Origin of the sequence: Acinetobacter sp. SFA (assembly GCF_001647535.1) — a bacterium.
Classification (GTDB): domain Bacteria; phylum Pseudomonadota; class Gammaproteobacteria; order Pseudomonadales; family Moraxellaceae; genus Acinetobacter; species Acinetobacter pecorum.
Genome location: NZ_LSZI01000017.1, coordinates 241,188 through 263,275 on the forward strand (window position 1 = coordinate 241,188; position 22,088 = coordinate 263,275).

At 43.4% G+C, this 22,088-nt stretch carries 19 protein-coding genes and 4 tRNA genes; 12 read left to right on the top strand and 11 right to left on the bottom strand.

All coding sequences use genetic code 11. The features are described from left to right. Positions 1–17: 17 nt before the first annotated feature. Positions 18–2,057, bottom strand: a complete 2,040-nt coding sequence (locus AY607_RS09645) for a M3 family metallopeptidase (protein ID WP_064102412.1) — start codon at positions 2,055–2,057, stop codon at positions 18–20. A 410-nt stretch (positions 2,058–2,467) separates the two neighbouring features. Beyond that, positions 2,468–4,915, bottom strand: a complete 2,448-nt coding sequence (gene rnr, locus AY607_RS09650; protein ID WP_064102413.1) for a ribonuclease R — start codon at positions 4,913–4,915, stop codon at positions 2,468–2,470. 263 nt (positions 4,916–5,178) lie between these two features. Between rnr and AY607_RS09655 the strand changes: the two genes are divergently transcribed. The 5 genes from AY607_RS09655 (at position 5,179) to AY607_RS09675 (ending at position 6,573) form a co-directional block, all read left to right on the top strand. Further along, positions 5,179–5,268: transfer RNA gene (locus tag AY607_RS09655), tRNA-Ser, on the top strand. Between the two features lie 16 nt (positions 5,269–5,284). Further along, positions 5,285–5,361 (top strand) — tRNA-Arg (locus tag AY607_RS09660). 48 nt (positions 5,362–5,409) lie between these two features. Further along, positions 5,410–5,486 (top strand) — tRNA-Arg (locus AY607_RS09665). A gap of 118 nt (positions 5,487–5,604) precedes the next feature. Then, positions 5,605–6,210, top strand: a complete 606-nt coding sequence (locus AY607_RS09670) for a dihydrofolate reductase family protein (protein WP_064102414.1) — start codon at positions 5,605–5,607, stop codon at positions 6,208–6,210. A gap of 286 nt (positions 6,211–6,496) precedes the next feature. Next, positions 6,497–6,573 (top strand) — tRNA-Arg (locus AY607_RS09675). Between the two features lie 103 nt (positions 6,574–6,676). Here AY607_RS09675 and AY607_RS09680 read toward each other — a convergent pair. Continuing rightward, entirely contained in the window at positions 6,677–7,975 is a 1,299-nt protein-coding gene (locus tag AY607_RS09680; RefSeq protein WP_064102415.1) for a hypothetical protein, read from the bottom strand. A gap of 159 nt (positions 7,976–8,134) precedes the next feature. On the opposite strand from AY607_RS09680, the gene AY607_RS09685 reads away from it, so the two are divergent. Both AY607_RS09685 and AY607_RS09690 read left to right on the top strand, forming a co-directional pair. Beyond that, entirely contained in the window at positions 8,135–8,632 is a 498-nt protein-coding gene (locus AY607_RS09685; RefSeq protein WP_064102416.1) for a YcxB family protein, read from the top strand. Positions 8,633–8,663: 31 nt separating this feature from the next. Then, entirely contained in the window at positions 8,664–9,305 is a 642-nt protein-coding gene (locus tag AY607_RS09690) for a fumarylacetoacetate hydrolase family protein (RefSeq protein WP_064094501.1), read from the top strand. A gap of 163 nt (positions 9,306–9,468) precedes the next feature. Here AY607_RS09690 and AY607_RS09695 read toward each other — a convergent pair whose 3' ends face one another. Then, positions 9,469–10,716, bottom strand: coding sequence for a YihY family inner membrane protein (locus tag AY607_RS09695; protein ID WP_064095160.1), 1,248 nt, complete (start codon positions 10,714–10,716; stop codon positions 9,469–9,471). Positions 10,717–10,826: 110 nt separating this feature from the next. Here AY607_RS09695 and wrbA point away from each other — a divergent pair, with 110 nt between their 5' ends. Further along, a complete protein-coding gene (gene wrbA, locus AY607_RS09700) occupies positions 10,827–11,426 on the top strand; it encodes an NAD(P)H:quinone oxidoreductase (protein ID WP_171254887.1) in 600 nt (199 codons plus the stop codon). Positions 11,427–11,474: 48 nt separating this feature from the next. Here the strand turns inward: wrbA and AY607_RS09705 are convergent, their stop codons facing one another. Beyond that, positions 11,475–11,906 (bottom strand): hypothetical protein, encoded by a 432-nt coding sequence (locus AY607_RS09705; protein WP_064102417.1) that lies wholly within the window; start codon positions 11,904–11,906, stop codon positions 11,475–11,477. An 857-nt stretch (positions 11,907–12,763) separates the two neighbouring features. Between AY607_RS09705 and AY607_RS09710 the strand changes: the two genes are divergently transcribed. From AY607_RS09710 to AY607_RS09720, 3 genes are all read left to right on the top strand, one after another. Then, positions 12,764–13,141, top strand: a complete 378-nt coding sequence (locus AY607_RS09710) for a hypothetical protein (protein ID WP_064095158.1) — start codon at positions 12,764–12,766, stop codon at positions 13,139–13,141. Positions 13,142–13,161: 20 nt separating this feature from the next. Further along, positions 13,162–14,340, top strand: coding sequence for a CsgG/HfaB family protein (locus AY607_RS09715; RefSeq protein ID WP_413772524.1), 1,179 nt, complete (start codon positions 13,162–13,164; stop codon positions 14,338–14,340). Positions 14,341–14,424: 84 nt separating this feature from the next. Continuing rightward, positions 14,425–15,093 carry a hypothetical protein gene (locus tag AY607_RS09720; protein ID WP_064102419.1) on the top strand — a complete coding sequence of 223 codons (669 nt, stop codon included), beginning with the start codon at positions 14,425–14,427 and terminating at the stop codon, positions 15,091–15,093. A 311-nt stretch (positions 15,094–15,404) separates the two neighbouring features. On the opposite strand, the gene AY607_RS09725 is transcribed toward AY607_RS09720, so the two are convergent. The 3 genes from AY607_RS09725 to AY607_RS09735 all read right to left on the bottom strand — a co-directional run bounded on the left by AY607_RS09725 (position 15,405) and on the right by AY607_RS09735 (position 17,629). Beyond that, complete coding sequence (locus AY607_RS09725) at positions 15,405–15,980, bottom strand: xanthine phosphoribosyltransferase (protein WP_064094497.1); 576 nt, start codon at positions 15,978–15,980, stop codon at positions 15,405–15,407. A gap of 90 nt (positions 15,981–16,070) precedes the next feature. Then, positions 16,071–16,784: a DUF3108 domain-containing protein gene (locus AY607_RS09730; RefSeq protein WP_064094496.1), complete on the bottom strand. Its 714-nt coding sequence runs from the start codon at positions 16,782–16,784 to the stop codon at positions 16,071–16,073. 158 nt (positions 16,785–16,942) lie between these two features. Further along, positions 16,943–17,629, bottom strand: a complete 687-nt coding sequence (locus tag AY607_RS09735) for a hypothetical protein (protein WP_064094495.1) — start codon at positions 17,627–17,629, stop codon at positions 16,943–16,945. 263 nt (positions 17,630–17,892) lie between these two features. On the opposite strand from AY607_RS09735, the gene AY607_RS09740 reads away from it, so the two are divergent. Beyond that, a complete protein-coding gene (locus tag AY607_RS09740) occupies positions 17,893–18,750 on the top strand; it encodes an energy transducer TonB (RefSeq protein ID WP_171254886.1) in 858 nt (285 codons plus the stop codon). Positions 18,751–18,933: 183 nt separating this feature from the next. Here AY607_RS09740 and ybeY read toward each other — a convergent pair whose 3' ends face one another. From ybeY to miaB, 3 genes are read right to left on the bottom strand one after another with little or no spacing between them, the layout of a single operon-like run. After that, positions 18,934–19,416: an rRNA maturation RNase YbeY gene (gene ybeY, locus AY607_RS09745; RefSeq protein WP_005108631.1), complete on the bottom strand. Its 483-nt coding sequence runs from the start codon at positions 19,414–19,416 to the stop codon at positions 18,934–18,936. A gap of 22 nt (positions 19,417–19,438) precedes the next feature. Next, positions 19,439–20,515 carry a PhoH family protein gene (locus AY607_RS09750; RefSeq protein WP_064094493.1) on the bottom strand — a complete coding sequence of 359 codons (1,077 nt, stop codon included), beginning with the start codon at positions 20,513–20,515 and terminating at the stop codon, positions 19,439–19,441. Positions 20,516–20,552: 37 nt separating this feature from the next. Beyond that, positions 20,553–22,010, bottom strand: coding sequence for a tRNA (N6-isopentenyl adenosine(37)-C2)-methylthiotransferase MiaB (gene miaB, locus AY607_RS09755; RefSeq protein ID WP_064102420.1), 1,458 nt, complete (start codon positions 22,008–22,010; stop codon positions 20,553–20,555). Positions 22,011–22,088: the final 78 nt, after the last annotated feature.

The window sequence follows — 22,088 nt, forward strand, 5'->3', positions numbered from 1 at the left end:
TAACTTAAAAACGTAGTTTAAGCGTTTTTAGAGCCGTTCGTCCAACCTTGATGACGCAGTAATGCATCTATTTTTGGCTCGCGTCCACGGAAATTGATAAATGCGTCAAGTGCTGTATCTTTTCCGCCAACTGCTAGAATTTTTTGTCTAAACTGCTTTCCAGTTTCAGTATTAAAAATCCCTTCTTCTTCAAAGCGGTCGAAGGCATCACTGGCCAAAACTTCAGCCCATTTATAGGAATAATATCCCGCTGCATAACCGCCGGCGAAAATATGACTGAAGCTGTTTTGGAAACGGTTATAGTCAGTGGTCGGCAAAACTGCATACTTTTCGCGGATTTCATTCAAAGTATCCTGAACCTGCGCTGCATTTAAGGCTGGATTGGCACGGTGGATACTCAGGTCAAACAGGGCAAATTCAAGCTGACGCAGGGTTTGCATGCCAGACTGGAAAAAACGTGCATCGAGTAGGGCTTTGAGCAATTCAGCCGGTAGGGATTCTTGGGTGTCGATGTGTTCACTGAGCACATCCAGACTTTCCTGATCCCAGGCCCAGAACTCCATAAACTGGCTTGGCAGCTCAACCGCATCCCAGGCTACGCCATGGGTACCAGCTACCGCAATATTGTCTACCTCTGTCAGCATATGATGCAGGCCATGACCAAATTCATGGAACAGGGTAATCACTTCATCATGGCTCAGTAGTGCAGGACGACTACCGACAGGAGGAGTGAAGTTACCGACCATATAGCAAATCGGCTTTTGCAGGCCGTCACTGGTCTGCATACGGGAACGGAAGCCACTCATCCAGGCACCGCCACGTTTGCCCTGGCGTGCATACAGATCGAGATAGAAGCCGCCAATCACCTGACCTTGATCTTCCAGTTCAAAATAATGTGCATCCGGATGCCAAACCGGTGCATCACGTTCAATTACCTGTATCCCATACAGGCGATTGACAATACTGAACAGGCCTTGCAGGATTTTTGGCGCAGGGAAATAAGGTTTAAGTGCTTCCTGTGACAGGTTAAATTGCTGCATTTTCAGCTTTTCAGAATAATAGCTGCTGTCCCAGGGTTGCAGGTCACTAATGCCATCTTCAGCAGCAATTGCTTTCAGTTCACTAACTTCTTTCTCTGCCGGTACACGGGCATGTTCTGCCAGATCACGCAGGAATTCATCTACCGCCTCTACACTCGGTGCCATTTTGCTGGCTAAGGACAATTTCGCATAATTATTAAAACCAAGCAGCTTCGCCATTTCCAGACGTAAACTGAGAATTTCTTCGATCAAGGCAGTATTGTCAAACTCGGTCTGCCCAGACTGATCTGATGCTCGCGTCACATACGCCTTATAGAGCTCTTCACGCAGAGGACGATTTTCTGCATGGGTCATGATTGCCAGATAGGATGGAAAATCCAGGGTAGCCACCGGTTGATCCAGTTCATGCTGCTTGCCATACTGTTTGAGCAGTTCAATATTGTTTGCCGATAAGCCCGCTAGTTCATCTTCATTTAATGGTCTGAAGTAGGCTTGAGTGGCATCCAATACATGATTCGAAAAATCTGAAGACAATTGGGACAGGCGCGCAGAAATTTCCGCAAAGCGCTTTTTCGCTTCTCCTTCCAATGCCACACCAGACAGTTTGAAATCACGTAAGGCCAGTTTGATGGCACTTTGCTGTGCGGCCGGGAGTTCATTAAAGATGGGTGCATCATGAATATGCTGATAAGTCTGATACAGCGCTGTATGTTGACCGAGTTGCGTATAGTATTCGCTTAGACCGGGTAATAAGGCCTGATAGACATCACGTGTTTCCGCATTGTTTTTCACGGCGTTGAGATGTGAAAGAATGCCCCAAGCCTCACTCATATTATTTTCGAGTGTGTCGACATGTTCCAAAATGGCAAGCTGTTCCTGAGCTGATTCAGGTGTTTCGGTAAGTTCATTCAGGAATTTTTGACCTTCAGCAATACAGCTTTCAATCTTTTGTTTAAGTTCTTCTAGGGTAATCTGATCAAATTGCGGAACAGGCAAAGTTGCCTTTTCTAAAATCATGTCGTTTCTGCCAAATTAATTTTCAGTATTAAATTTAGATGTAGGGCTTCTAGTGAGAGAAATCAAGGCAGTTAAAGTTTTTTCTCTAGCTTTGTATTTAATATTTTGAAGTTATTCAATAAATTCACTATCAGATGAGGGTAAGCCTTCTAGTTCATTTATATCGATGATGGAAATATTGGTGATTTTAGTTTTCCATAGGTTTAAAGGGTGTTGATACCAGTAGGTGACTCTCATGGTGATAGGATTATTATTTAAAGCCTCTTTAAGGCCTCAGTCATAAGCAAAGCCATTAAAGAAATGTTCAGAGTAAAAGTAGTGATGGTATCCATTTTTATAATTTTCATTTCGTAATATTTTGATTATAAATAAAAAAGAGCGCCGTAGCGCTCTTTTTAAACTGTCACAGATTATTCAGTCTTGGCTTTTGCATTGGACTTTTTCTTTTTAACCTTGGCCTTTTTCTTTACTTTACCTTTATCCTTTGCTTCAGACTTTCCTGCAGATGATTTAGCAGGCTTGTTGCTGTAAGAGCTGGGTTTTCCTTTGCCTTTTTTGCGTCGTCTGGGTTGTTCTCCATCAGCGTTCAGGTTGGATTTAGACTCACGCTCATTGCTGCCAAACACTTCTTCTGTCGCAGTAGGACGTGGTAGAGGTTTTTTCTCGCTTACTCGCGGTGCACGGGCACGGACTGCACGGCCGGCATGACTGAGCTGTTGGATCAGTTCGAAATCAATCTTGCGCTCTTCTAGATTTACACCGGCAACCTTGATCTTGACTGCATCCCCTAATCCAAAGATCTGACCGCGGTTCTGGCCGACCAGATTCTGACTGCTTTGGTCATAGACAAAGAAGTCATCACCCAACTGGCTGACATGTACCATACCATCGACATAAAGGTCTTTTAGCGTGACAAACAGGCCGAATTCTGCCGTCGCACTGACAATGCCCACAAACTCTTCACCCAGATGCTGCTGCATATAGTGACATTTGAGCCAGGTGGTTACAGAGCGGGAAGCTTCATCAGCACGGCGTTCTGTTGCAGAGAAATGTTCACCGGCAGCCTCTAAAGCCCCACCTGAAAGTGGAGATGGCTTGTGATTTAAATGTGCCTTGATGGCACGATGCAATAGCAGATCCGGATAACGGCGAATTGGCGAGGTGAAATGTGTATAAGCTTCATATGCCAGACCGTAATGGCCTGCATTGTTGGCACCATAATAAGCCTGCATCATGGAACGCAGTAACACGGAATGAATACTTGGTGCATCGATCCGGTCTTTAGTCGCCTCAATCACGGCCTGATAATCGGCTTGCGTTGGCTGTTCCGGGAATTGCAGACCCAACAGCTTGACGAAATCACGGACTTTCTGGATACGCGAAAACTCAGGTGGCTCATGCACGCGGTACAACATTGGCATTTCATTTTTTAATGCATATTCTGCGGCTGCCACGTTGGCCAGCAACATACATTCTTCAATCAGCTTATGTGCATCATTACGGGTGCGTGGAAGAATTTCTTTAATTCCACCCATTTCGTCGAAGGTCATGTAAGTTTCTACAGTTTCAAATTCCATGGCATGCCGTTCAGAACGTAAGCCTTTGAGAACCTGATAAAGCTGGAACAGGGTATTGATCGACTTGCGAACTTCACGGTCTTCGGTAATGGCCTGGCTGTCGCCTTCCAGATACTGTGCGACCTGATCATAGGTCAAACGTGCCTTGGAGTGCATTACTGACGGATAGAACTCAAAACCGGTCACACGGCCAGCACGTGACAGTTTTAAATCACAGACCATACATAAACGGTCAACGTTCGGATTTAAAGAACACAAGCCATTGGATAGAGCTTCAGGTAACATCGGTAAAACGAAGTGCGGGAAGTAGACAGATGTACCGCGTTCCTGGGCTTCATCATCCAGCGGCTTGCCAGGACGTACATAATGGCTGACATCGGCAATCGCCACGACTACACGATAACCACCACCTGGACGTTTTTCGGCATAAACGGCATCATCAAAGTCACGCGCATCTTCACCATCAATGGTCACTAGTGCCAAATCTCGAAGATCCACACGGCCTTCGCGATCTTTCTCTGTCGGTTCCTTGAAGCTTTCAGCTTCTTTAACGACTTCTTCCGGAAATTCATAAGGCAGGCCATATTCCAGAATGGTTTGTGGAATGATGATCTCGGTATCGGCCTTGTCTGCCATGGACTGCACAATATGGCCGGTTGCAAATTCTTCTTTGGTCGGGTAGCGATCAATCGCAACGCGAATAGAATCACCGACTTTGACCTTGGCATGTTCAATCAGCTCTTTTTCCAGGGTAATCGGCTGATGTGCATTTGGAGCAGCCGGCTGAACAAAGTATTCACCTTCATACTCTGATACTTTACCAATGATCTCTTTGACACGATGCTGCAAAACTTCGGTAATAAAGCCCCAAGACTTACCTTTACGATCCACTGAAGTCTGACGTACTTTAACCCGGTCACCATTAAAGACCTGACGCAGTTCACGCTCAGGGAGCAGCAAATCATCTTCACCTGAAATATTGGCGGTACCGCTTCCCTTTGAGTTGATATAGACCGTTGCTTCATGCTCAGGCTGTTCTGCCGCAATCTGGAACTTATAACCGTCTTTCATCAGTTGGCCGTCACGTACCATCGCAATCAGACGATGGCTCAGGGCATCAATACTTTTTTGATCAGCAATTTCAAAATGTTCGACCAGGTCTGCATGGGACTGGGCATTGTTCTTTTCGATAGTTTCTAAAATCAGCGTGCGGCTAGGGATAGGGTTGTCATAACGTTCGGCTTCAGCTTTTGCTTCAGGATCGACCCAGTTTTTCATCATGTCTTTAAATTTATCTTAGGAGATTGGTTTAGCATAAAACATGTATGCGCAGACTGCACGTAAATGATTGCAATAATCCATTTAAGTTTTCAATTTTCTGTTAATTTTCGATAACTGGAAATTTATGCAGTTTTTTCGCTATCAAAATGCACGAAAAATCGAGGAATTGCTTAAAAAGTATTTAAACGAGCAAAAATATGCACTTTTTTTTGATGCTGCGCTTGCAGTGCCATGCCGAAATTTGTATTATGGCCGCACGTTACGGTGAGATGGGTGAGTGGCTGAAACCACGTCCCTGCTAAGGACGCATACGGGTAACTGTATCGAGGGTTCGAATCCCTCTCTCACCGCCACGCTTACTTACATCGCGCGCTCATAGCTCAGCTGGATAGAGCACTTGGCTACGAACTAAGGGGTCGGGAGTTCGAATCTCTCTGAGCGCACCAAGTAAGTTAAGCAGAAAAATGTATCGCCAACCTAGGCACACAAGTTACGCGCTCATAGCTCAGCTGGATAGAGCACTTGGCTACGAACTAAGGGGTCGGGAGTTCGAATCTCTCTGAGCGCACCAACTTGAACAATCAACCGCACATGTTGCGGTTTTTTTGTGCCTAAAATTTACAGAAACACCAGACATCACGTGCTAAAAATAAGTCTCAGGCGATTTAATAAAAATAAAGGCAGTCGTGATGAGAAAAATCATTGTCCAGGAATTTTTGACCCTAGATGGCGTGATGCAGGGGCCCGGAGGCCCGAAAGAAGATCTATCTGGTGGTTTTCAATATGGTGGCTGGGTGGCGCCGTATTTTAATGTGGAACCTGATCCGGCATTTGATGCCATCATGCAAAACTGGATGCAGCCCTCCGATATTCTTTTAGGAAAAAATACTTTTCAGATTTTTGAATCTTACTGGCCCACACATGCTGAAGACTGGCCGGGAATTAATGATGTCAATAAATATGTTCTTTCTACCAGTCTGGAGCACTCGGACTGGAAAAATACCCTTTTTCTAAAAAGCATTGATGAGATAATCAATCTTAAAGCATCAGGAGAGGGAGACATTCGTGTATATGGTAGTGCTGCAGTGGTACAGGCGCTTTTCAAATATGAGCTTGTGGACGAACTTCGTCTGCTGACTTTTCCAATTATACTGGGTGTTGGCAAACGCCTGTTTAATCATGAATCAATACCCGCCGCTTTTCAGTTGATAGACCACTTGGCTAGCTCAAATGGTGTTGTGTTTGCGTATTATCAAAGGGCAGGCGCAGTAAAGACCGGAACAATAGGCGAGTGATAAAGCGTACAAGGATGATGGTTATCTGATATTTGAATTCTATTCTGGTTGGATACCTGGTTGAGAATACTGAGAGCTGACCTATTGTGTGCTGCTGAAATTTTTTGGAAATCCAGCTTTCTGGTCGAATTAATTAAGTGCTTTTAGCTCTAAATTTGCAGAAGTTTTCGGCAGAAAGTTGTGAATATTGCTGCATCGTTTAATTACTGTACGTTCGGTTGAGATTTTATTAAAAAACACTTAACAAGACTGAAAAAACTCGTATAATGCACCCCATCAAGACGTCGCGCTCATAGCTCAGCTGGATAGAGCACTTGGCTACGAACTAAGGGGTCGGGAGTTCGAATCTCTCTGAGCGCACCAATCTTGATAAAAATTCTGAAAAAACCGCACAGTGATGCGGTTTTTTTGTGCTTGGAATGCGTGAATTTTTCATATAAAAAACCAATAACTCTCTGCCTCCTTCTTATCTTAATTTCTGCTGCACTTTCAGTGCATAAACGGTATTGCCACCCACTGCAGGTAAAACATCATGATAGGGCATACTGCGCATGGCTCTTAATAAGAACGGTGCCTGATCGTGAATCTTCATACTGCTGGTAATTTGAAATAAGGTACCTTGTGACTGCGGTAATAAGCGCATGCCACCTTTCACAAACTTCAAGTCGCCGCCATTGGCATTGAACTGGTTTTGCAGGGAATCAGGCTGGTAAAAACGCATCTTGAAGTTAAATGGAATCTGAATCACTCCTAAACCGACCGACACCTTATAGTTGGCATCTATATTCTGAGGATTGACCGGCTTAAGTTCGACCTTCTTGATCTGCCGGGGAAAAAGCTGCTGGGTTGCTTCAGCTGCTAACCACGGCCGCAATTTTTCGACCGGATGCGCAAAATATTGATAGGTGCTACTAAATCTTAAATTTTCTGAGACTTTTCCTTCTTTGACCAGATAGTTCGGCAAAATGAAACTGACCGGTTGCCCAGACTTCTGGCTGATCTGGGCAATTTTTTGTAGCTGTTGAGGGTTGAATCTCAGTTGCGGAATCGGAGTTGCTAGTGCTGCTGTATGCTCGGTTTTAAAGCGTTGTTGTAGTGCTTCCAGCAGAAATGCATTGGTACTCGGCGGAATGCCGAGTTTGGCTTCAGGCAGCGCATTCAGGATTTTACTGAATAAAAAGCCTTTGGGCTGGTTCAGGTCGCCCCATTGGGTGACAGTCACCAGCGTTCTATGCGAACCCAGTGCAAACCATTCCAGTTTTCCTGCACCATAGGGAATTGGCGCATCGATAATTAAGGTGCTGATGCTGTTATCACCCAGATGATGCTGCATTACTACAGTTTCTTTAAAGTTTAACACCGGAATCGGGGTTGGGATATGAACCTGATATTTAACCTGCTGAATCGAACCCTGCTGCTCCAGCACTTTGGCTGACTTTAATGTCGGAAACAGACCCACATAATTCGGATAATGTTGCAGCAATTTTTCGACCTGAGCTTCAGCTACCGGCAATACCACAGCCGCACTATAAAACTGTGCCTTGCTGGGTGCATTGCTGTTTAAGGGCGGAAGCTGGGTTTTAGATGAGGGATGCGCATAAATCAGAATCCGCTCGCCGGTTAACTCTGCCAGCTGGTGAGCATTTCCCTGATAGGCACTCAGACTGCTCGGCAGTTCGGCATTCCAGGGAATAATCTTGGCCAGTGCTGTGGTAGAGGTTCCTAAAAGAACACTGATGACTATGCATTGCTTTAATCCGTTCATTCAGCAACCTGTTACATATTTTTTGTTTTAATTGCTATTTATTTAAAACCAAAAGCACGAAATTCCAAAGCAAAGTTATGTAATTGATGTGACAGGCCATAAGCGCTGTGTATATTTTGGTATAGTATTGGGCAAGATTTTATTTTTTGATGTGATGCTATGACTGAGTCAGCACCGACTTTATCGACCCGTTATTTTCTGACTTTAGAAGAATCTCAGGATGGTTTTGCCCTGGCAACGTTTGGTAAAAAACAGATTTCACGTTTTCTGACACCTCTGGTCAGTATCGGGATTATCATCTGGGGTTTTTCGATGGGCTTTGATGGCGTCGGACGTTATTACGTGGCTTTGGGAGCATTCTTCCTGATCCTGCAAGGCATCATGCGTTACTGGTTCCTGCCGATGATGTTTAAGCGCCAGTTTATTAAATATCAGTTTGGTAAAAGCGAACAGGGTGTTGATCTGTATCAGGACTATGCGGAAATTTTTACCAATGATCGTAGCAAGCTGGTGCCATATAGCGAAGTGCAGAATTTTGCTGTCGGTAAACTCACTTATATGCTGGAATTAAAAAACCGTACCGTGGTTATTGTGCCGAAGCGTGCATTTAAGGATAGCACTGAACAGAGCATGTTTGAGCATACATTTAAAAAATAATTCAGATATCTACCAAAGGGAAGTTTTGATCATGAGCACACGTCCGTCCAAAATTGTTTGTGTGGGTCGCAGTTATGCCGATCATGCCAAGGAACTCGGTAATGCGATCCCTGATCGGCCGGTATTATTCATCAAACCACCGAGTGCCTTAACTTCGCTTGAAGCAGGCATTGAATGGAATCCTGAATGGGGTAACTGCCATTATGAATGCGAGTTGAGTTTGCGTATTGACCGGACCTTGAGCAAGGAAAATGATCCTGAAAAAGCCCTGCAGGCAGTAGGTGCTGTGACTTTAGGTCTGGACTTAACGTTGCGTGATTTACAAGATGATCATAAGAAAAAAGGTCAGCCTTGGGAACGTGCCAAAGCCTTTGATGGTTCCTGCCTGTTGTCGGACTGGGTACCTGTAGCGGATGTGGTTACTGACTGGAAAGATGTGCACTACACACTTGAAATTAATAATGAGCTGCGTCAAAAAGGCGATACCGCTTTACTGATTTTTGATATTGCGACTCTGCTGGCTGAGATTAGTCAGGTCTTTACTTTAGAAGAGGGCGATGTGGTAATGACCGGTACACCGGCAGGCGTTGCGGCATTACATTCCGGTGACCAGCTCAAAATGACTCTTAAAGGTAAGTCTCAGGATTATATCTGGACGACTTTTGTTAAATAATCCCGGTATTTTATATTGTTCAAGCTGTAGGGCTGCAAATGCAGTCCTTTTTATCGCCTCGTCATTCAGGCGGTGGCTGAGAATTGTGGTGGTTGGTGGGGAAGCCTGCTTATAAATCCATCGACGTAAATAGAAAAAATCCTCTCGAGCGAGAGGATTTTTTCTATTTACGTCGGAACAATTCGGATAGCGGGAAACTGAGTTTTTCTTCCAGATACTGATCTGCTTCCTGTAACTTGGGTGAGAAATTTTGCATCCAGATATCATCAGGCTGGGTATTGATAAGATGGTTTTTGCGTGGCAGTGGATAGGGCAGTTGCGAATAAAAATTCCAGAAGCTCACCTGATCCAGGTCGCGGACCAGCACATATTCATTCTCATCGGTACGTTTGATCAGATTCTGTTTTTCGAACATTTCGACATAGCTTGGCCAGCGACCAATTTCATCTCTGCCCAGCACTTCGAGCGCTTGCGCTTCACTGATGCTTTCACCCGTTTTTTGCTTTTTATAAAAGAGCTCTAATAAATCCAGTAGCATGACGATCGGATGGCGTTTGTTGTCCTGACCGGATTCAAAAGCGGTCAGGGCATAACTGATCTCAACTCCCAATAATACAATAATCCATGACAGATAAATCCAGAGCAGGAAAATTGGCACAGCGGCAAAGGCACCATAGACGATTTCATAACTGGTAAAGTTTGTCATGATCCAGCCAAATAGGTTTTTCAGCAGTTCAAATACTACTGCACTAAACAGGCCTGCAATAAAGGCAGATTTAATCGGCACACTACGATTCGGAATGGTCCAGTTCAGAATGAAAAAACCGAGTACAGTCAAAGAAAAGGAAATCGCCCAGAGAACAAAAGCGCCATCTAGTTCATAACCAGAAAAATTGTTGCTGAGAATGCTCAGGGACGCTACAGTCGAGGAAATCACAAATGCACTGCCCAGTAAAATTGGTCCCAGCGAAATGATGGTCCAGTAACGCATAAATCCTATAATCCCGCCTCGCGTTTCAGTTACACGCCAAATGCGGTTAAATGCCGTTTCGATACTGCTCAGCATCAAGACTGTGGTCACAAACAGGAACAAAATACCGATGATGGTTAAATTGCTGGATTTGTCGGTAAAGGCATTCAGGGCTTTATCAAATGCAATGGTAGTTTTAGGTAAAAAGTTACTGTAAATCAGTTGTTGCAATTGCTGCCGCGCAGGTTCCAGTGCTTTAATTGAAGAAATAATTACCAGAAAAACTGTCAGCATCGGCACCACCGCAAACAGGGTGGTATAAGTCAATGAACCTGCCTGTTCGCGACATCGGTCTGCTTCAAAACGTCGTAATACAAATAAAACAAATTGAAACCAGTGTTTTTCATAGAAAGGTAATTTCTTTAAATACTTATCAATCATCTGCATCCAATCTCAATTTTTTTAATCATCATGAATTTTCATCATCAGCTTAACCAAAAAACTTGCAAAGTATCGTATAGTTTTATTTTTTTTAGTAATGAATAAGAACCATGATGCAACCTTATGTCCTTGTTTTATATTACAGCAAATATGGCTCAACCAAAGAAATGGCGCATTTGATTGCCAATGGAATTGAAGCGGCAGGCGTGGCAGTAAAAATCAGGACGGTTCCCAATATATCCAGCATGGTAAAAGTCGCGGAACCAAGCATTCCGGAAGAAGGAGACATTTACTGCACTCTGGATGATCTTGCGCAATGTGCCGGTCTGGCACTGGGTTCACCGACCCGTTTTGGCAATATGGCTTCTGAAATGAAGTATTTTTGGGATCAGACCACAAGTCTATGGCTGAATGGCGCTTTGCATGGTAAGCCTGCTTGCGTGTTTACGGCGTCAGGTTCCATGCATGGCGGACAGGAAAGTACTTTACTAAGCATGCTGCCGCCGTTGTTTCATCACGGCATGATGATCATGGGACTTAGCAATGCAACATCGGCACTATCGAATACCAAAACTGGCGGTACACCTTATGGTGCCAGTCATGTCAGCGGCCCAAGGCATGATCAGGGCTTAAGTCAGGATGAAAAAATTCTGTGTGAAGTACAGGGTAAGCGTCTGGGTGAGGTTGTACTGAAACTCAATCAAGGCTGATCAAGCTATCGCAGGAAATGAAGTACTCACTTCATTTCCTCAATTATATTAAGCTTCTTTTTGATCTTTTTGATCTTTTTGATCTTTTTGATCTTTTTGATCTTTTTGATCTTTTTGATCTTTTTGATCTTTTTGATCTTTTTGGCTAAATCTGTATTTGCATTTCAGACATTGGTAATCCTGAAACACATTGCGGTCAACAGAAATTCCAGCTTTTTTCCCCAGAAAATTACCAATTACTCCTCCGGTAATGCCCACACTGATCGCACCTACGAAAGTACCCACCGTTCCACCCACAATTACGCCTAAAGGTCCGGCTACAGTACCAATTGCAGCGCCAATGGAAGCACCCGAAGCAGCGCCACCTACTGTTCCTGCAGTTGCGCCGGCTGAACTCATGAGGATGCCGCCAATTTTCTTTAAATTCTGTTCATGATTGCGTTGTTCAATGTTTGTTGAGCCACATTTAGGACATTGCATAGGTTTGTTCCATCAACAATTGATATTTGCTTTGCTTAAGCTCATAGATGATTTGAAATTATCTTCGCCCAAACAGTTATTCGGGACATACAGTGTTTAGTATGGCTTTTTGACATCTATTATGGGAAAGGCTTCTACCTGACTGATTCTAGTTGAATTAAAGCTAAAACATTGTATTTCAGCTGTAAATAATTTCGCTCTAATCCTTTTGGGCACACACGCTATGTGATTTGAAGCCATAAAAACTACTAGATAGTCTGATCTGCTGCTCTTTATTACTTCTATATACAGAATTACCTGAGTATTGCCAAAGACGGGTGGCTTTGAAGCCTGTTGAGGGGAAGGAAATTCGAGAGAAGAAAGAAGATATCTTCGGTTTAAGGGATTGCCTCTAAAAGGTGCAGTTATTGAGAGCTTTCCTTATAAATAATCCAAAGTGTGATCTATTAATCGTATATTAAATAATAGATGAAATATGTCACAATTATTTAGAATCTCTAATAAAATCAAAATTTATGGTATTTAAAGTAATTTTAAAATATTAATTTCGGAATTTATAAGAGGATTTCTTTATTATTTTTAAGATAAAAAAAATATTATTTAAGTAAAGTTTTTTAAATAAATTCGATATGTAAAAATTGTTTTTATAATGTTTTCTTACAAATCACAAACTGGATACAAAATTATAATTTTTAAATAAAAACAAATGGATAAATCGTAATAATAAGTAAAAAAAAGATAGAAATAGATAAAGGGTATATTTTAAATTTTTATGTGATTTAATATTTTGTCAGATAAATTAGATATTACTAAATTAAAAAATGAATAAGCATCTTGGGTCAGAGGATATTAATATGGTGCGAATACTATTGATCAATATGGGTTTAATTTGTTTATGTTTTATAAACAATGCATATGCAACCTCTGATGAGTGGAGTCAGCGTTGGAAACCCTCAAGTAGCCGTTCCGCTGAAAACCTGGTCCAAGCAAACCTGATTGAGCTTAAGGAGTCAGATTATTATTCCGGATTAGGCAAAACCACGATCTACAGTACCTCTACAAGTTCTATCGGTACGGTCAATACCCCAACCAACAACATTAATGTCGATGGTTCCGGCAACACGGTAGACATCAAAAGTGAACTGTTGAATGAAGCCCCGGTCAGTTCAAATACCAGTCAAAATCAGCCGAAATGTCCTAATTTAAGTAATCAGAAGGGGGAGTCATCATGCTGAGTTCTCCCTTAAGCAGGAAAATGATATGCGGGGTGAGTGTTACAGTTCTTTTCAGCTCTTTGCTTACAGGCTGTACGGGCTTGGCGCCTTCCAATAAAAAGCCTGTCAAACTGGTACAAGGTCCACCGATTACCGATATTTTCACCCCTTTTGATATGGCCTTGTCCTGCCTGAAAGGGCAATTACGTAGTGATGTCAGTTTTTCTGTGGGCGCAATTCTCGACCAGACCGGTAAAGATGTAGTTACCAATGGCGGTAGCGGAAAAATGGTGACCCAAGGTGCGGGAGACATGGTGCAGTCCGCTCTATTTCAGGCGGGCGTCAGTTTGATGAACCGGCGGGATCCCCGGATTATTGAAAGTGAGGCCAAATGGGGGATTCGTGACCCCAAGCAGATTCAGGCATCTGATTATTATGTTACCGGCAGTATTAACAGTCTGGATTTTATTCCAGGAGGTGGTTTTGACATGCAGATCGCAGGCGTTGGCCCGAACTATAGTCAAACCCGGATTATGGTTGGTCTGGATTTATCTCTTACCGATACACGCAGCAGTAGGGTCGTGGGCAATGTCTCGCTACAGAAACAGATTGCTGCACAGGATTATGGAATCGGTGCAGGTAGATTTGCCGGACGTACGCTATTAAATATTCAGATCGGAAAGGGAGAGCGGGAGGCTACCAATTTTGCCTTGCGCCAAATGCTGAATCTGGCAACTTTTGAGCTGCTTAGCCAGGTGGTACCGCCAGCAGTATTTGAAAGTTGTCGTGCGCAGATACCGCCTGAGTTCGGTCAATTGAACTTAACCCGCAGTTCTGTCGCTTTGCATAAATACAAGAAAAACCAGCAACAAAAAAATCCGGATTTGAATAGTACGGCTCAAACATCAGTTCCGTCTCAAACGGAATCCTCGAATCAAAAAAATAAATCCACCAATACACCGAGTAAAGATACCAAGGCACCCAAAAACAAAGAGTCTGAAGTGATTCAAAATCCTGAAGCAGAGCCGGAAATGAGCAAAGAGGAACTGATCAAGTATATCGGCAAGATCAAGCGGTCATCTTCAACAGGTAAAGTGAATGACAAAAAAGATAGTCAAGAAAAAGCTGACAAAGAAAAAGACGAGGAGAAGTCATCCAGCTTATGGGATGTCAATCCAGAAGTTGTAGAAAATTACTGGTCCAGCTCTCAACGGGATTAACTGGCCAGTAACGACGGGCTCGCTCCCTTAATTAAAAAAGTACCGGGCGAGAGGTACTTTAAAACAAAAGTAGGAAGAATAACGATGAATAACACGATCAAAACACTAGCTTTATCCGTCACGTTACTATCTGGCGCAAGTATGGCCTATGCAGCTGACGGTGATACAAATGTAGAGGTAAATAGTGGTTTACAGGCTACTTTGGACTCTATTTCCCAACAAGTAGAAAATGGCTCTGCGCTGAACCTGGCAGTGAATACTGCGGATGTTGATGCCAGTGTCACTTTAGATGCAACAGCGACTGCTACAAGAGAGGTTGCAGACGCGGTTGGTTCAATTGAGGGTAGTATTGAAACTACTGCGATGGGTGCTGCCAATACTGGTAGTATCAGTATCGAACAAGGTAACTTCAACAAGGTTGTATCAAACGTATCAGATGAAACGTCTAACTATGACTTCAGCGAAGCAACCAGTGCAATGAATAATTCTGAAACTCTAGAGGAGCTAACAGAAGTTGCTGATACTTCAGACGTCTCAGAAACTGTAAGTTCTTCACTAAGCACCAACTATAGTGAAGAAATTAACCAGACTTTAAGCAATTATAGTGTGGCGAACATTGCCTATAATGCAGGCGCTGTTAACGCATCTGTAGATGTGCTTACAGGCGGAACAGAATCCTCTATCAACAATAGCATCAAAACGACTGCTATGGGTGCTGTGAACACCGGCAGTATCACTGTGACTGTGAAATAATTCCAATTTCACCTAGAACACGGGGGTCTAACTATTGGCAGATAGTTAGGCCTCTTTATTCTTATTCTATAATAACACTAAAATAAATTGTTGTTTATTCGTCGGATGGGAAAATTAATCTGTTCTAGGACAGCTTAATCCCTAGGCTAAGTTAAGCATGATCCGGTTCTTGGATCAGAAAACTGGAGCTAGCTTGTTCAAGCTGGATATAGTGAAATGATGACCCAAATTTATAAAGTAGCAAACAAGTGCAAAGAGCACATATAAAAAAAGAGCGCCTAAGCGCCCTTTCAGAAATTTACTGGCAAAACTTAGTCACGAACAAATTCAACTGTACCATTGGCTAAAGATTTCACGCGTGCGAGTGATTCGACACGGTAGCCTTTTTCAAGCAGCAGCTCACGACCTGGCTGGAATGATTTTTCAATCACGATACCAATACCGACCACTTCTGCATTTGCCTGATGAATCAGATCAGCCAATCCAAGTGCTGCCTGGCCATTAGCCAAGAAGTCATCGATTACTAAAACTTTATCAGTAGAGCTGATGTGTTTATTTGAAATCGCAATGGTGCTTTCAGTCTGTTTGGTAAATGAAAAGACTTTCGAGCGGTATAAATCATCTTTCAGGGTAAGAGACTGGTATTTACGTGCAAAGATTACAGGTACACCAAGTTCTAAACCTGCCATTACTGCAGGTGCAATACCTGATGCTTCAATCGTAATAATTTTGGTGATACCAGCATCCTTAAACAGACGGGCAAATTCCTGACCAATCTGCTGCATCATGACTGGGTCGATCTGATGGTTTAAGAAAGAATCTACTTTCAAAACTTCTTCAGAAAGAACGATGCCTTCGGCCAAGATTTTCTGTTCTAGTGCATGCACGGGAGAATCCTCAAGAGCAGGTGCTTTTTAAAGCAAAAGCGTATTGTAAAAAGCACCCGGAAAAAATCAAGCGAAATTCACCAAAAAATCTTAGTTGCTTGCACCTTTATAATCAGTTAACAGCAAACCATAAGAGGTTTTCTTGTCTACATGCGAAACTTTCACTGGAAGATAATCAAGTTTTGGTGCCAGCCAGAAAATGGTTTCACGACCTGGTTTGCTATGTTTCATCACCACTTTAATGGTATTGAAAGAACCATATTTGGTATTGACCGTCTCTGAACCCTGTTTTACGAACTTACGGCCTTCAACTTCTTTGGCATCGGCAATATAGTAATTGGCTTTCAGACCTGAGTTTTTCAGATCTTCACGAATCTGCAGTTCTGCATTCAGTTCATCCAGAACATCTGGTCTCCAGGCAAAAGAGCGCTTTTCGTCATCTTTTCTGGTACTGATAGTTTTGCTGGAAGGATTAAAATTAATACTCATGGTGTTGTTGTGCACCAGAATCTTACTGCTGCGACTGAAACTGCTAGAACCGATCTTGCCATTATTGAAGGTAAAACGGCTGGTTTCGGTTGCCGAGGCTACACCACCTGCTTTTGCTGCAAAAACATAAGTCCAGTTATTGCCAGATTTACTTAAAGTCCGTGTTGCAGAACCCATATTCTTGCCGTTATAGCTGAATTGATAACTGGCCTGGAAAGGAGTCATGGCAAAAGCCTGGCTAGAAATACCAGTGAACAGTATTGCACTGCCCAGACCCGTGGTCATCACTAAAGTTTTGAATACAGTCTTCGCCATCAGTTATTTTCCTATATTGGTTCAACGGGCAAAACATATTACTTCTTGCATCTTTATTATTTCGGTAAAAGATGGAAATTGGATGGATGTATCTGCCAAAAATGTATATTTCATGTAGTTTTATGGAACTTTTGTTCAAAAACTAGAGATGGCACGATTTAAGAGGAATCTTTCTGTTTGATTGGTGTGATCCGGTTGTCGTCCATTTCATTTTCATCCCAGTGCTCTTGCTGGTCTTGAGAGAGTTTTCTAAACAGGGCTGCAAGATTGACATTGCCAATCACCACCAGTTCAGCTTCACGAAGCACAGCGTGATTGACATGGACTTTGCCCAAGGTATCAATGACAGAGCGGCTTTTGCCTAACCAGCGATTCAAATCCAGATAAAGCAGGTCATCGATAACTTTAATCACGCCCAGTTTTTCCAGGATCATGCCTAAGGGGTCTTTATTTAGGACACGTTGATAAAAGAACAGGCCAAAACGCACGCCCAGTTTATACAGTACATTTGGATATTTAGCTTCAATCAGCTGGGTATCACTAATCTGCTCGAACACGATTAACTGTGTGGTTTTATTCAGCTCCATCTGTACCAGTTTCAAATCAACCGATAAAGTAACAATCAGGCCTTTATAATCCAGTGTTGCATACAAACGTAACCAGTCATCATGCAAATCCGCATGTAAGTCTTTCAAGGCATCGACATTATCTGTCACAAAACGCTGAAAAGTTGCATTCAGGAAGACTTGCGATAAGGGGAATTCACGCTCATCTTCAATAAATCCTTCCGCCCTCTGGTACACTTGGCGGATTCGGTTGGAAATATTCGCAATTAGCGTTTGCATATTGAAGCGTCCTGGCAACTTTATTTTTAACACGGAATGTATCTTGTCGAATTGTATGAAAAATACAAGTATTCATGCTTGAAGTTTAGCAAAATAAATAGCACCATTTTTATAGTTTTAGTTATGTAACGTTGAAGATTTGATGGATTTGGCATTTTAAAAAGATAAATGTCCAATCTGTTTCTTTTTGGTCTTTAAAATACTTTTTTGGGGAACTGAACTCAGCACTGAGTTTGGCTAAATGTGAAAAAACGATGATACTCATGCCTCTGGTCAGAACTTGGTGGAAAGATCGAGTGTTCAGCAGTGCGGTGCTTGCCGCAGCCATGCTGCATTTGATCGTGCTGACACTGGAATTTGGTATGCCGCAAGATCTGGATACCAGCACCAAGGAAATCGCGGTCAGCTTGCGTCAGACTGATCAAAAAATTGAACATGCCGATTTTCTGGCCCAGACAGACCAGCAGGGTTCCGGTCAGTTTAGAGAGGCGCATCGCATGTCGAGTGATATGCCATCGCCATTCATGGAACAGCAGGCAGGCGAAGAGCTGCAAAAAAGTCTGGATATGCTGCAACAGCAACAACAGCTCAGTTTTGAAGAAAAAGTCCTGATGACCACTTTGAGCTGGCAAAAGCAGGCGGAGGAAAATCAGCGTAAAAAAATGCAGGAGCAATTACAAAGCCAGTTTCAGGCCAAAGCGGCCATGGTCGCCAGTCTGGAAGCGCAATATTTACAGCGTCAACAAAATTTCAGTCGTCAGCAAAAAATTAAAACTGTAGATGGGATTCAGGCCAAGCAGGATGTTTCGGCCGCCTATCTGGAAAAGTTCCGCGAGAAAGTGGAATTCTATGGGAACCGTTATTATCCGGAAGCCGCCAAACAACAGAATCTGGCAGGGGAAGTGCGGCTGATGGTAATCCTGAACCAGAATGGCGGAATTCGTGCCATTCGGCTGATTGACAGTTCGGGACATGCCATGCTGGACGAAGCAGCCAAAGCTTCCGTGCGTAAGGCAGCCCCATTTGGTGCTTTCGACAGTAAAATGAAAGAAATTTCCGAACTACGGGTGATTCGTACCTGGCGTTTTGACCCGGCAGAAGCGGAGTTTGAAGTGCGTTAAAGTTGATATTTACCAAGACCTCTCCCTAACCCACTCCTAATAAGGAGAGGGAGCTATATCTATAATGTTCAACAATCATAGGATTCTGATGAATATTCTCCCTCCATGTGGGAGGGAGTTAGAGGGAGGGCAACTTTAAATAAAAAAAAGCGAGCCTTGGCCCGCTTTTTTTATGAAGAAATTTTAGTTTTGTTCCAGATAAGGATTTTCAAAACCCAGCTTGGCCAAAATCTCGATTTCAATGCCTTCCATTTCTTCGGCATCTTCATCCGAGGTTTCATGGTCATATCCCATTAAATGCAAGGTGCCATGAACCAGCATATGGGTGAAATGCGTCAAGGGTACTTTTTGCTGTTCCAGCGCTTCCGCCAGTACTACAGGAATACAGATCACCAGATCGCCGATTGGAAATGCATCCAGAAACTGCGCCATTTCATCTGGAAGTTCACTCGGGAAAGACAGGACATTGGTCGGTTTGTCCTTGCCTCGATATTCCAGATTTAGTTTATGACTTTCGTCATTATCAACACAGGCAATTCCGATTTCGCAATTACTCTGAGTGCCGATATGACGTAAAGTGGTTTCTACAACTTTTTTAATATAGGCCCGCTTCAGTACCAGTTCAGGCGACTGAAAGTCCTGTTGCAAGGAAAGACTAAGTTTCAACACAAATCCTTAATTTTAAAGCTTAATGCTGTGCGTCTGCCGCAGCATCATTTTCAGCGATCAAGGCATCCTGACGTGCTTTTCGTTCGGCACGTGCTTCAGCACTTAAGCGCTGCTGTTCACTGTCCCAGCCTTCGTAGGCTTCGACAATTTTCTGTACCAGCTGATGACGTACCACATCACGCGAATGGAAGCGGGTGATATGAATTTCAGGAATTTTATCAATCACACGCAAGGCATGTGAAAGTCCCGATTGCTGACCACGTGGTAAATCCACCTGAGTTACGTCACCGGTAATCACGGCACGTGAACCAAAACCTAAACGGGTCAGGAACATTTTCATCTGTTCTGGGGTGGTGTTCTGCGCTTCATCCAGAATCACGAAAGAATGATTTAGAGTACGGCCACGCATATAGGCAAGGGGGGCCACTTCAATTACCTGACGTTCGATCAGCTTGGCCACTTTTTCAAAGCCAAGCATTTCATACAGCGCATCATACAATGGACGTAAATAAGGATCGATTTTCTGGGTTAAGTCCCCCGGCAAGAAACCAAGTTTTTCACCAGCTTCAACCGCAGGACGAACCAGCAAGATACGCTGGATTTCATTACGCTCCAGCATGTCCACGGCAGCCGCAACGGCGAGATAGGTTTTACCTGTACCGGCAGGGCCAATACCAAAAGAAATATCACTTTGCAGAATGCGCTGTACATAACGTTTCTGGTTGGCACCACGCGGATTGATCCGGCCTTTACGGGTTTGCAGCCAGACATTGTCCAGTCCCGTATGTTCCTGGTCATCCAGATCTTGCTGAAGCTCGCGATCAGTCTGACTGCCCTGAATCATCAAATGTAAAGTATCTGCACTAATTGGCTGAATATGTTCAGATTCCTCATGAAGACGCTGCAAGAGCATTTCAGCTCTCTCAACGGCATCGATTTCACCATCAACAATAAAACTCTCTCCACGATGAGAGATTTTAACGTCTAAACGTTGTTCAATTTGCTTCAAGTGACCGTTATAGGCGCCTAACATGGCTTGTATACGGTCCATTGAAATACCCGGAAAAGCTACTGTACGTCGGATCGCTGCAGTCAAGAGTGTTCCTTATGAAGTGTGCGTTATATGCTCTACATTACGCCACGTCAGGCTCAAGATTCAAGAGCTCACCATAAACTAAATTCAAAGTTTTAATTTCGGTAATTTCGATCTCGGCAAAGCGGCCGACCCACGTAGCATCACCAATAAAGTTAACATAACGGGTATTGTCTGCCGTACCGACCAGAATATTCGGATCTTTATCAGAAACTTTTTCGATGAGGACCCGCTGAATGGTCCCGAGCATGGCATCCGTCTTGTCAATGCTTGAACGCTTAATCCATTGCTGAACCTTGGCCAGACGTTCTTTTTTGATATTTTCAGATATTGTATCTTCGAGTTCTGCTGCCGGTGTGCCTGGACGTTTTGAATAGATAAAACTATAAGAATGGTCGAAATCCAGATCCTGAATAAACTGATAAGTCTCTTCAAAGTTTTCATCAGTTTCACCCGGAAAACCAATGATAAAGTCTGAAGATAAATGCATATCTGGGCGAACTGCACGTAACTTTTTAATCTTCTCGATATAGACATCAATCGTATGGTTGCGCTTCATCGCCAGAAGGACATCATTGGAACCGCTTTGTACCGGCAGATGCAGATGTGAAACCATTTGTGGCAGGTCACGATAGCACTGGATCAGGTCGTCATTAAATTCGAGGGGATGTGAGGTGGTATAGCGAATACGGCCAATACCCGGAATGTCTGCAACCAAACGCAGTAAATCGGCAAAAGTACAGATATTGCCTTCGAAGGTTTCACCCCGGTAGCCATTTACGTTCTGACCCAAAAGCGAAATTTCACGCACGCCTTTTTCTGCCAGACCTGCAATTTCAGCCAGGACATCATCCAGTGGACGGGACACTTCTTCACCACGCGTATACGGTACAACGCAGAAAGAACAGTATTTGGAACAGCCTTCCATGATCGAGACAAAAGCTTTATAGCCTTCAACACGCGGTTCTGGCAGAAAGTCGAATTTCTCGATATCGGGGAAGGAAATATCCACCAGTTTGATTTTTTCTTTTTTAGGCTTTTCAATCTGCTCAAAATGCTGGTCCAGCATTTGTGGTAAACGGTGCAGCGTTTGTGGACCAAAAATCATATCTACATAATTGGCACGTTTCTGGATGTTGTCGCCTTCCTGAGATGCCACACAGCCACCGACACCAATAATCAGGTCAGGATTTTTATCCTTTAGTTTGCGCCAGCGGCCCAGCTCGGAGAAGACTTTTTCCTGTGCCTTTTCACGGATCGAGCAGGTATTCATCAGCAGAATATCTGCTTCTTTAGGATCAGTGGTCAGCACATAGCCATGAGAATCGCCTAACAGGTCTGCCATACGGTGACTGTCGTACTCATTCATCTGACACCCTTGCGTTTCAATGTACAGTTTCTTGACTGAAGCATCGTTGGCTGGGGTGTGCGCTGGCTGGGTAACAGTGTTTTCTGAGGCAGCTGGGGCACCATTCGGAATGAAGGTTTGAACCGTCATGTAGGCTCCTACAAGGTAATACGTTGAAAGAGTGAACGAACAGCCTGAGTGAAGCATCAAACAGGTGAATAAAAATTC

Excerpts from the sequence above, each read along its gene's own strand:
- AY607_RS09645 (WP_064102412.1), bottom strand. The coding sequence starts at position 2,057 with ATGATTTTAGAAAAGGCAACTTTGCCTGTTCCGCAATTTGATCAGATT.
- rnr (WP_064102413.1), bottom strand. The coding sequence starts at position 4,915 with ATGATGAAAAACTGGGTCGATCCTGAAGCAAAAGCTGAAGCCGAACGT.
- AY607_RS09670 (WP_064102414.1), top strand. The coding sequence starts at position 5,605 with ATGAGAAAAATCATTGTCCAGGAATTTTTGACCCTAGATGGCGTGATG.
- AY607_RS09680 (WP_064102415.1), bottom strand. The coding sequence starts at position 7,975 with ATGAACGGATTAAAGCAATGCATAGTCATCAGTGTTCTTTTAGGAACC.
- AY607_RS09685 (WP_064102416.1), top strand. The coding sequence starts at position 8,135 with ATGACTGAGTCAGCACCGACTTTATCGACCCGTTATTTTCTGACTTTA.
- AY607_RS09690 (WP_064094501.1), top strand. The coding sequence starts at position 8,664 with ATGAGCACACGTCCGTCCAAAATTGTTTGTGTGGGTCGCAGTTATGCC.
- AY607_RS09695 (WP_064095160.1), bottom strand. The coding sequence starts at position 10,716 with ATGATTGATAAGTATTTAAAGAAATTACCTTTCTATGAAAAACACTGG.
- wrbA (WP_171254887.1), top strand. The coding sequence starts at position 10,827 with ATGATGCAACCTTATGTCCTTGTTTTATATTACAGCAAATATGGCTCA.
- AY607_RS09705 (WP_064102417.1), bottom strand. The coding sequence starts at position 11,906 with ATGCAATGTCCTAAATGTGGCTCAACAAACATTGAACAACGCAATCAT.
- AY607_RS09715 (WP_413772524.1), top strand. The coding sequence starts at position 13,162 with ATGATATGCGGGGTGAGTGTTACAGTTCTTTTCAGCTCTTTGCTTACA.
- AY607_RS09720 (WP_064102419.1), top strand. The coding sequence starts at position 14,425 with ATGAATAACACGATCAAAACACTAGCTTTATCCGTCACGTTACTATCT.
- AY607_RS09730 (WP_064094496.1), bottom strand. The coding sequence starts at position 16,784 with ATGGCGAAGACTGTATTCAAAACTTTAGTGATGACCACGGGTCTGGGC.
- AY607_RS09735 (WP_064094495.1), bottom strand. The coding sequence starts at position 17,629 with ATGCAAACGCTAATTGCGAATATTTCCAACCGAATCCGCCAAGTGTAC.
- AY607_RS09740 (WP_171254886.1), top strand. The coding sequence starts at position 17,893 with ATGCCTCTGGTCAGAACTTGGTGGAAAGATCGAGTGTTCAGCAGTGCG.
- miaB (WP_064102420.1), bottom strand. The coding sequence starts at position 22,010 with ATGACGGTTCAAACCTTCATTCCGAATGGTGCCCCAGCTGCCTCAGAA.